The organism is Okeania sp. SIO2F4 (genome assembly GCF_010672385.1).
Lineage (GTDB): Bacteria > Cyanobacteriota > Cyanobacteriia > Cyanobacteriales > Microcoleaceae > Trichodesmium.
In genome coordinates this window covers 1-10185 of sequence record NZ_JAAHGT010000295.1, presented here as the reverse complement: position 1 = coordinate 10185, position 10185 = coordinate 1, and the positions used below count along the sequence as shown (strand labels likewise).

General features: G+C 36.8%; 6 protein-coding genes and 1 pseudogene. 4 read left to right on the top strand and 3 right to left on the bottom strand.

What is annotated here, in order from left to right:
* Positions 1-80: 80 nt before the first annotated feature.
* Positions 81-3842, top strand: a pseudogene (locus F6K22_RS18985) (magnesium chelatase subunit H); the annotation flags it as partial.
* Positions 3843-3975: 133 nt separating this feature from the next.
* On the opposite strand, the gene F6K22_RS18980 reads toward F6K22_RS18985, so the two are convergent.
* Entirely contained in the window at positions 3976-5850 is a 1875-nt protein-coding gene (locus F6K22_RS18980; RefSeq protein ID WP_293101123.1) for a DEAD/DEAH box helicase family protein, read from the bottom strand.
* Positions 5851-6246: 396 nt separating this feature from the next.
* Between F6K22_RS18980 and F6K22_RS18975 the strand changes: the two genes are divergently transcribed.
* Genes F6K22_RS18975 through F6K22_RS18965 form a run of 3 tightly spaced genes read left to right on the top strand, consistent with a single transcriptional unit; the run spans position 6247 to position 7406 of the window.
* The gene (locus F6K22_RS18975; RefSeq protein WP_293101121.1) at positions 6247-6552 is read left to right on the top strand and encodes a hypothetical protein; all 306 of its coding nucleotides are present in this window, start codon (positions 6247-6249) and stop codon (positions 6550-6552) included.
* Positions 6549-7055, top strand: a complete 507-nt coding sequence (locus tag F6K22_RS18970) for a PIN domain-containing protein (protein ID WP_293101118.1) — start codon at positions 6549-6551, stop codon at positions 7053-7055. The genes F6K22_RS18975 and F6K22_RS18970 overlap by 4 nt, the downstream gene beginning before the upstream one ends.
* Positions 7056-7115: 60 nt before the next feature.
* Positions 7116-7406: a hypothetical protein gene (locus F6K22_RS18965; RefSeq protein WP_293101116.1), complete on the top strand. Its 291-nt coding sequence runs from the start codon at positions 7116-7118 to the stop codon at positions 7404-7406.
* 475 nt (positions 7407-7881) lie between these two features.
* On the opposite strand, the gene F6K22_RS18960 is transcribed toward F6K22_RS18965, so the two are convergent.
* Both F6K22_RS18960 and F6K22_RS18955 read right to left on the bottom strand, forming a co-directional pair.
* A complete protein-coding gene (locus F6K22_RS18960; RefSeq protein ID WP_293101113.1) occupies positions 7882-8382 on the bottom strand; it encodes a hypothetical protein in 501 nt (166 codons plus the stop codon).
* A gap of 384 nt (positions 8383-8766) precedes the next feature.
* Positions 8767-10185: RecQ family ATP-dependent DNA helicase (locus F6K22_RS18955; RefSeq protein WP_293101110.1), on the bottom strand; the 1419-nt coding region annotated here is incomplete at its 5' end.

Genomic DNA, 10185 nt, shown 5'->3' with positions numbered 1-10185 from the left:
AACGGGATTAAGTAAAAGGAGAAAGGTAAAAAAAGCATTTTGAGTAAGAGAAAGTAAAAATTCTTTATAAGTCAAGGTTTTTAGACGAGTCTAACATTTTTATTGCTTCCCTAATTTTCATTGAAGACTTGGCCGAAAAAGTGGTAGAGGCTGTTACCCCCCACCGCGATAAATTAGATGTTGCCGTTGTCTTCCCTTCCATGCCACAAGTAATGCGCCTGAATAAAATGGGCAGCTTTTCAATGGCCCAACTAGGTCAGAGTAAAAGCGCGATTGCTCAATTTATGCGGAAGCGGAAGGAAAAATCTGGTTCTTCTTTCCAGGATGGAATGCTGAAGTTGCTGCAAACTCTGCCGAAAGTGCTGAAGTATATGCCTATTGATAAGGCGCAGGATGCTAGGAACTTTATGCTCAGTTTCCAATATTGGTTAGGGGGTTCCTCGGAAAACTTGGAAAATTTCTTGCTGATGTTGGCAGACAAATATGTTTTCAAGAATGAGAAAAAAAGTTCTTTTCAATATGTCGATCCAGTGGTTTACCCAGACATGGGTGTTTGGCATCCCCTTGCACCTAAAATGTTTGAGGATGTTAAAGAATATCTCACCTGGTACAACAATCGCAAAGACATTTCCGAAGATTTGAAAGACCCCCTCGCTCCTTGTGTTGGTTTAGTTTTGCAGCGTACCCACTTAGTTACGGGAGATGACGCTCACTATGTTGCCATGTTGCAAGAATTGGAAGCAATGGGAGCGCGAGTTGTGCCTGTATTTGCTGGAGGGTTAGATTTTTCTAAACCAGTGGATGCCTATTTTTGGGAAACTGCTGCTAAGGGAGTTGAACCTACACCATTAGTAGATGCAGTTATTTCTTTAACTGGTTTTGCACTGGTTGGCGGACCTGCTAGACAAGACCATCCGAAAGCTATCGAATCTTTGAAACGGTTGAACCGACCATATATGGTTGCCCTACCTCTGGTTTTCCAGACTACTGAAGAATGGGAAGAAAGCGAACTTGGTTTGCACCCCATACAAGTTGCTTTGCAAATAGCTATTCCCGAACTTGACGGAGCGATCGAACCTATTATTATGTCTGGACGGGATGGGGCGACCGGAAAAGCGATCGCTCTCCAAGACCGGATCGAAGCTGTTGCTCAACGCGCTCTGAAGTGGGCAACTCTCAGACGTAAACCTAAACTGAATAAAAAAGTTGCTATTACTATTTTCAGTTTCCCACCAGATAAAGGAAATGTTGGTACTGCTGCATATTTAGATGTTTTCGGTTCCATCTATGAAGTTGTGAAAGGACTCAAAAACAACGGTTACGATATTCAAGACTTGCCAGACTCCGCAGAAGAGTTGATGAAGCAAGTCATCCATGATGCGACTGCTCAGTATCAAAGTCCGGAGTTGAATATTGCTCACCGGATGTCAGTTGCAGAATATGAAAGTTTGACACCATATTCCGAACGTTTACATGAAAATTGGGGACCCCCTCCAGGAAACCTGAATAGCGATGGCGAAAATTTATTAATCTACGGTAAGAGTTTCGGCAACGTTTTTATTGGAGTACAACCAACTTTTGGTTATGAAGGCGACCCCATGCGGTTGTTGTTCTCTCGTTCCGCTAGTCCCCATCATGGTTTTGCTGCTTACTATACTTATTTAGAACAAATTTGGAAAGCTGATGCGGTGCTACATTTCGGTACTCACGGTTCTCTCGAATTTATGCCTGGTAAGCAAATTGGAATGTCTGGAGATTGTTATCCAGATAATCTCATTGGCAGTATTCCCAATATCTATTATTATGCAGCGAATAATCCGAGTGAAGCGACTATTGCTAAACGTCGGAGTTATGCTGAGACTATTTCTTACTTGACTCCTCCTGCGGAAAATGCTGGTTTATATAAAGGTTTGCAGGAGTTGAACGAGTTGATCGGTTCCTATCAAACTTTGAAGGATAGCGGACGAGGTATTCCCATTGTCAACACTATTATGGATAAGTGTCGGATAGTGAATTTAGACCAGGATGTGACGCTGCCAGAAAAGGATGCTCAGGAGTTGACTGCTGAGGAACGGGATAAAATTGTTGGGGATGTTTACCGTAGACTGATGGAAATTGAGTCTCGGTTGTTGCCTTGTGGTTTGCACATTATTGGTAAACCTCCTAGTGCTGAAGAGGCGATCGCTACTTTGGTAAATATTGCTAGTCTAGACCGAGAAGAGGAAGAGATAACTGGTTTACCTCGAATTATTGCTAATAGTCTTAACCGCGATATTGAGGAACTTTACCAAAACAATAATAAGGGTATTCTCGCCGATGTGGAGTTAGTACAGAATATTACGGAAGCGACTCGTGCTGCTGTTGCTGCGTTGGTACAACAACAAACTGATGCTGAAGGTCGAGTTTCGATGGTGAGCAAACTCAATTTCTTCAATATGAGGAAAAAAGCACCTTGGATAGAAGCTTTAGAAGCAGCAGGTTTTCCGGATGTTGATGCCGAAGTTATTAAACCTCTGTTTGAATATTTGGAATTTTGCCTTGAGCAGGTTTGTGCTGATAATGAATTAGGTTCTCTGTTACGAGCGTTGGAAGGGGAATATATTTTACCCGGACCTGGTGGCGACCCTATTCGGAACCCGGATGTTTTGCCTACTGGTAAGAATATGCACGCTCTCGATCCCCAGTCTATTCCTACTGCTGCTGCTGTTAAATCGGCAAAAATTGTGGTTGACCGTTTATTGGCACGGCAAATGCAAGAAAATGGTGGGCAATATCCAGAAACTATTGCTGTTGTCTTGTGGGGAACCGATAATATCAAGACTTACGGCGAATCTCTCGCTCAGGTAATGTGGATGGTAGGTGTCAAACCTATTCCTGATGCTTTGGGTCGAGTGAATAAGTTGGAATTAATTCCATTAGAAGAATTAGGTCGTCCGCGGGTTGACGTAGTTATTAACTGTTCCGGTGTATTCCGAGATTTATTTATCAATCAAATGAACCTTTTGGATAAAGCTGTGAAAATGGCAGCAGAAGCAGAGGAACCGGAAGAGATGAATTTTGTCCGGAAACACGCTCTCAAGCAAGCGGAAGATTTAGGAGTAAATTTACGTCAAGCTGCAACGCGGGTATTTTCTAATGCTTCGGGTTCCTATGCTGCTAATGTTAATTTGGCAGTTGAGAATAGTACCTGGGAAGAGGAGTCGGAATTACAGGAAATGTATTTGAAGCGCAAGTCCTTTGCTTTTAATTCTGATAACCCAGGAATGATGGAAGATAACCGGAAAGTATTTGAGTCAGCATTGAAAACTGCCGATGCTACATTCCAGAATTTAGATTCGTCAGAAATTAGTTTGACCGATGTAAGTCATTATTTTGATTCTGACCCGACAAAAATTGTCGCGACTCTCCGGGATGATGGGAAAAAACCATCTTCTTATATTGCAGATACCACGACAGCGAATGCTCAGGTTCGGTCATTATCTGAGACGGTACGTTTGGATGCTCGGACAAAAATGTTGAATCCCAAATGGTATGAGGGAATGTTGTCTCATGGTTATGAAGGAGTGCGGGAGTTGTCAAAGCGTCTCGTGAATACCATGGGATGGAGTGCGACTGCTGGTGCAGTTGATAATTGGGTTTATGAAGATGTGAATGAGACATTTATTAAAGATGAGCAGATGCAGCAGCGGTTGTTGAATTTGAATCCGCATTCGTTCCGGAAGATGGTGACTACATTATTGGAAGTGAACGGTCGCGGTTATTGGGAGACCAGTGAGAGTAATTTGGATCGGTTGCGTGAGTTGTATCAGCAAGTGGAGGATAGAATTGAGGGGATAGAGTAATTAATTGATAATTGATAATTGATAATGGATAATTAATGGATAAGGAAAGCTATCTCTAATTATTAATTATCTATTGGTAGGGTGGGTGAATATTTGCCCGCCCTTTTTTAATTTTGTCAATATTGCTTAATACCTATTTTCGATACATGGGATGTGCTTCAATACAACCTTCTGAAATAGCTGCATCCCCAAAATCTTTAAACAAAGAACTAGCATTGTAAACAGTTAGACACTCTTGACTTCTAGTTATCCCTGTATAAAGAAGCTCTTTGCTATGTTCATTTTGTTGCTTTTCATCAGGATTAAAGAACACCAATATATTACTTAATTCCCATCCTTTAAAACTGTGAATAGTAGAAATTTTTATCCTTCCACCTTGCATCCAAAAAGCAGTTTTATACCCCCGCCTTATTTCATCGACCTTATCTTTGATTTTTTTTGAATCTCCAGCATAAAATTTTTTCAGCTTCTCATTTTCTTCTTGAGACTCAAAAGCAGGTTGATAAGGTAAACTGAGTTGATTTAAAACTTTACATACTTCCCACCCATCTTTTACAGAGCAAACTAGAATTGCTATATCTGCACGAGCATTATTTCTATCTTTAGTTAAATTTTTAACATCTACTTTTAAAGCTTCAATTGATTCTTTATATGTACCATTAAACCAGAAATTGCGCACGAAAAGATTGCCTTGAAGTGGTTTCATTGATTTGACATTATCTTCTATTTCTAGTTTAGTATAATCAGCAAGAAAATTAGCTAGTTTTGCTGTTTGTTCTGGGATTCTAAAAGACTCTTTAAGTTTCGTAGGAGCACCTACTAACTTTGGTATTGATTCTCTCCTTATTTCTTCACAACCATATATATTTTGCCGACGATCTTCACAAAACATAAACTCATAGTTTTCTTGACAAATATTCTGTAAATCCTTCACCCAAGCACTTTTAAAATCTTGACCTTCATCAATGAGTAATACATCTACAGGTGTTTTATCATTTAGATTATTTTCTCTTGTATTTTTCCGATCAATTTTCTCTTCGTCAGTTATCTCCTCCTCTGATGAATTCTCATCTGTAAAAATACGGTGATAGTGACCTACTTCAATCTTGCGATAGCAATCTAGCTTACCATTTTTTTTACCATAATAACGAGCTAGACGTTTTACTAAGTCCTTAATGTAATTTACCAATGTAATATTATAGCAAACTACAAGAACCCTTTTTTCTTCTGAAGCAGCAATAGCAGCTTTGTGAGCTAACAACAACGTTTTTCCAGAACCAGCAGCACCTTTCACTCTAGTACGGCGAGAGTTTTTTTGCTTATTTAGTATTTCCCGTTGCTTTTTAGTCAGGTTAAGTAAATGTTCAATATTTGTCATGCCATGTTTAGGAAAAGCTAACGCATTAGCTAAACGATCTGCTAATCCTATTTCCTGCATTAAATTAGCAAATTTAGAACCGTGTCTAAGATTACGTTCTTCTAGGAGTTGTCTAAGATTTTTAGGTTCAATATCATCCCATCCAAAAACATGGGAATGTTTATCTAATATAGTTCTTACTCGCCTTTTAATATCAGCAGTTTTATGTTTGTGAAAATAAACAAAACGTCTAATTAAACCGTAGACTTGATCGTTAAGTATTTTCTTAGAACCCAAAATAGGTATCTCATATTTAAAAATAGAATCGTGATACTTCTTCACCTGTTTGAAAGGACAGTCTTCTTTGTGCCATTTACCAGTATCTTTGGCGCGAACTTCCCACTGATATCCGTCTTTCTTATTGCCTTGAATTCTATGAACATCTGGAGTCCAATCTTTAACTTCAAAAATTCCCATACCAGCATCTTTACAAAATATGATAATGTCAGGTTTTAAACCATTTAAGTAAGGTTGAACATACACAGTCCAATTATCATCAAGAACTTCACACAAAGCATTTGTTAATGCTTTTTCACCTTCTGTAAGTTTTTGAGGTAAAGTGTTCAAGTCATCTGGTACTAAAATCGCCATAAATTTTATCCCTGATTTGTTGATTTTTACGAATTACTATTGAATTCATCTTAGTTTATTGTCTCACTTTGTTTTTCTATCAAAAATGGTATAAATACTGATTTTTAAATAGATAATCGATCTAAATATCAGTATTTTTATTTAAGTAAAAATAATGAAACTATTCTCTACTGGAGTCAAGAAGACCAAGCATTTATAGCAATGGATTGAAACTGCTCAAGAATTAGGATGATAAATTCCTACACCAAAAATAAGCTCAATATTGACATAGATAAAATAGGCGATAGAACTCCGTTCCGCTTCGCGATCGCTACTTTTTTTATTACAATTTTTTGTGCTATCCTAAAGAAAGTAGATATTACCCACAAAAAAGAATCAAATCAAGGAGTGATAATCATGGCAGCAAAATCTAGCAACAATAGAGCTAATAACAATAAAATTAATGTTCGTATAGCGGTTTCTGCTGCAAAGAAATATTTGCAATCTCTTCAAAGTATATTAGAATATAAAATTCAAGATTTAAGACTAGAAGAAGTAGAGTTCTCAGAAGACAGAAAATATTGGTTAATTACACTGGGATTTATTGCTAATACAACAGGAGAAGAAGAAAGTTTTTTCTTAAAAAAAGAGAGGGAATATAAAGTTTTTAAGGTTAACGCTGAAACAGGTAAAGTTGAATCAATGAAAATTCGCGAATTATGATAGATTATATTCGCAAACTATTTGGCAAATATAAACGCAAAGGAGTTATAGTTGATACAAACATTCTACTTTTATTGTTTGTAGGTTCAGTTAATAAAAAGCGCATTTATAAATTTAATCGTACTGAACAGTTTTCACCAAAAGATTATGATTTTTTAGTAGAAATAATATCGTATTTTTCCAAAATTGTTGTCACTCCTAATATTCTGACCGAAGTGAGTAATTTCATCAATCAGCTCAGTGAACCAGAACGTTCTCAAGCTCTAGAATATTTAGCAAAAGCATTAACTAAATGGGATGAATTTTATGTCGAAAGTAGCACCGCAACTCAAGTAGACAAGTTTACTAAATTTGGTTTAACTGACAGTGGAATTATCAGTTTAGCACAAGGAAAATATTTAGTATTAACTGACGATTTTAAGTTGGCAAACTATCTAGAAAAAATAGAGATTGATACTGTTAATTTTAATCATATTAGGGTATCTGGATGGAAGGAAAACTAAATATGTGAAAATTTGGTATAATTATAGGCAATATATCAACTAAAAATATCAAAACAGATTATGGCTGAACTAAAACTCAGGTCAAAAGATCCAGATTCCCTCAGACGAATTATTCAAACTGCTTTGTCCGAAAGGTTGCAGAGTGTCAAAGCAGGAATTAAAAAGACAGAAGAACGCTTAAAAGAATTTGAAACTAAGTATCAGTTATCAACAGAAGAATTTATTGCCCGCTTTAATAATGATGAATTATTCCATAGTTTTGACTTTGATGAATGGATTGGAGAATCTCAAATGTTGGCACATTTACAACAAACAAAAGAATCTATAGAAGACATTCATTTTGTTGATTGAAGATTATTTTCAAGAGATTCAGCTATTATTTGAATCTTCAGTTTCGTGCAGTTATTATTAAATATTATCTAGAAAATTAAGCCAATGCTACACTACGAAATAATCCTCTATTGGAGTCAATAAACAAGAGCATTTATAGTAGAAGTTCCAGAATTACCAGGTTGTATTACTGATGGAGAAACTTATCAAGAAGCACTGCAAAATGTAGAAATAATTATGCAATAATGGATAGAAACTGCTCAAGAATTAGGACGAGAAATTCCTATACCAAAAACACGCTCAATATTGGCATAATTTATGAATAATTTTTGATTGATCGCCCAGCATAACCTAAGAATCACCAAGCATCCTCTAAAAATCGCCTCATCCAAAAAACAATCAAATTACAAAATTGAACGATGAGCAAATGCAGCAACGCCTTTTGAATTCAATATTATTTTTTGCGGTAGATTAGAAACGTTTCATCCTATTAATCTCAGACATATTTATAAGCTCGCCTCGCGGTCACTGGGTTAAACTGAGTATCCACAAATTGAACCGGATCGTAAGTCTCAATCCACAAATGAGCGCCACAATCTAAAGGTTGATAGGGCTTATAAACTATACGACACTCACCCTTAAGAATTATCTGATACCCCAAATCATTACGGTTTCTCTGCTTCACAGATACTACTGGTTTCAATTTATCGGGAGTCATTAGAGGATCGTGCTTGATTCTCTTGCCATTTTTTTTTATTTTCTGTTGATTGACATGAATTATCGTCGGTTTCTTTCGTTCCTGATGACACCAAATACCTTTCGGACCTCTTGTACCTGGTACGACCACAGGCATTTTCCGCTCACCATAAACAGGAATTTGCCAAAATCCTTTATCCTTATAAGCACCTCTAATTCTACCTTGAGAAAGTAGAACTCTTACTCGTTGACAACAAATACCTAATAAAAAAGCAGCTTCTCTTGTTGTAATAGTAGTCATTTGTACTATAGCACTATAGTTTTTATATAATAGTAATTATAATTTTATACTTCTCAAGTATAGTCATCCAATTAAGAAAATGTGTAGCGAATGTAACAGATTTTTTGAGGATGATCGGATAATTCTGATGGAGAAATCTATCAAGAAGCACTGCAAAATGTAGAAATAATCATGCAAGAATGGATAGACACTGCTCAAGAATTAGAACGAGAAATTCTTACACCAAAAATTCGGTAAATATTGACATAGATAAAACAGGCGATAGAACTCCGTTCCGCTGTCGCGTTTCGCTGCGCAACATGAAAGGTGGAGCCTAGCAGCAGCTATATCGCCTTCCTCATAACCAGAGCGATCGCTAATCTACTAGACGAGCCACTTTTTCTATTAAAAATATAACTGTTCGCTCCGCCAAAATGCCCTAACTAATTTAATTTCACCGTAACTATAACGCTCTTGTAAATAGTCATAAATAGGTTTCAATGTTTCATCCCCTATTTCTTCTATTGCTGCAATAATTTTTTCTTGATGTTCTGGTTTAACCAACCTATCAATATCTACTGGTTGTTCCTTTTCTATCAACTCAGCTAAATGACCAGCAATAGTGGTAGATTTTAGCCCCCTTTCATTAGCAATAGCATCAATACTTAATCCTTTTTTATACAATTCCAATGTTTCCATCACCGTCATAGAAAGACTATTATCAACAACTTTTGCTAACTCTCGAATAGGTTCCGAATTAGTAGGTAAACCATACTCTGCACAATAATTTCTGATCGCCTCAATAAACTGCTTGCCATACTTATCTCGCTTCCCAGTACCCACCCCAGAAATATCAATAAATTCATCTAATGTTTGAGGACGTTTCTGTGCCATATCTCGTAAATTAGAATCGTGAAAAATTACATAAGGTGGCACCATTTGTTCATCAGCAATTCTTTTCCGCAATGCTCGTAACTCTTCAAATAATCTTTGTTCATCTGCTGCTAAAGAAGTAGTAGTTTTCTCAATCTTATGTTTCTTTTCTATGGCAATTTCTACCTTGATTTTTCTGCCCATTACTTCCCAACTATTTTGATTCAGCTTCAACACCGAATAACCATCAGTTGTTTCCTCCATTAAACCTTGATGTAAAAGAGACCTTGCTAAATTTTTCCATTCCTCAACACTCCTATCTTTACCAATGCCATAAGTAGAAAGTTTGTCATGTTTTCTCTCCAAAACTTTCTGATTTTTAGAACCTCTTAAAACCTCAATAATATAAGTCATGCCAAACCTTTCTTTAGTTCTCGCCACACAAGACAAAAACTTCATTGCTTCAATAGTCCAATCTTCGATTGGTTTGGGATATTTACAATTATCACAATTCCCACAATTTCCCGGAAAATCTTCCCCAAAATAGCTTAATAAAATCCGGTGACGACAATCAGTAGCTTCCGAATAATTAATAATTCTTCTTAATTGTTGTTCGGCAATTCTTTTTTCTTGCTCATCATCTTTTTGATCGATTAAATATTCAATACTTTTCTTATCGCCATAACTAAAAAATAGAATACATTGAGCAGGTTCCCCATCTCGACCAGACCTACCAGTTTCCTGATAATAACCTTCTATATTTTTGGGCAGGTCATAGTGAATCACAAACCGCACATCTGGTTTATTAATTCCCATGCCAAAAGCTACAGTTGCTACAATTACATCAACATCATCTCTGATAAATTTAGTTTGATTAATAGTTCTTTCCTCATCACTCATGCCAGCATGATAAGGCAAAGCAGATACATGATTTTGCCGTAATTCATAAGC

Bases quoted from the DNA above. Each gene is read 5' to 3' on its own strand.
- F6K22_RS18980 (WP_293101123.1), bottom strand. From the start codon at position 5,850: ATGGCGATTTTAGTACCAGATGACTTGAACACTTTACCTCAAAAACTT.
- F6K22_RS18975 (WP_293101121.1), top strand. From the start codon at position 6,247: ATGGCAGCAAAATCTAGCAACAATAGAGCTAATAACAATAAAATTAAT.
- F6K22_RS18970 (WP_293101118.1), top strand. From the start codon at position 6,549: ATGATAGATTATATTCGCAAACTATTTGGCAAATATAAACGCAAAGGA.
- F6K22_RS18965 (WP_293101116.1), top strand. From the start codon at position 7,116: ATGGCTGAACTAAAACTCAGGTCAAAAGATCCAGATTCCCTCAGACGA.
- F6K22_RS18960 (WP_293101113.1), bottom strand. From the start codon at position 8,382: ATGACTACTATTACAACAAGAGAAGCTGCTTTTTTATTAGGTATTTGT.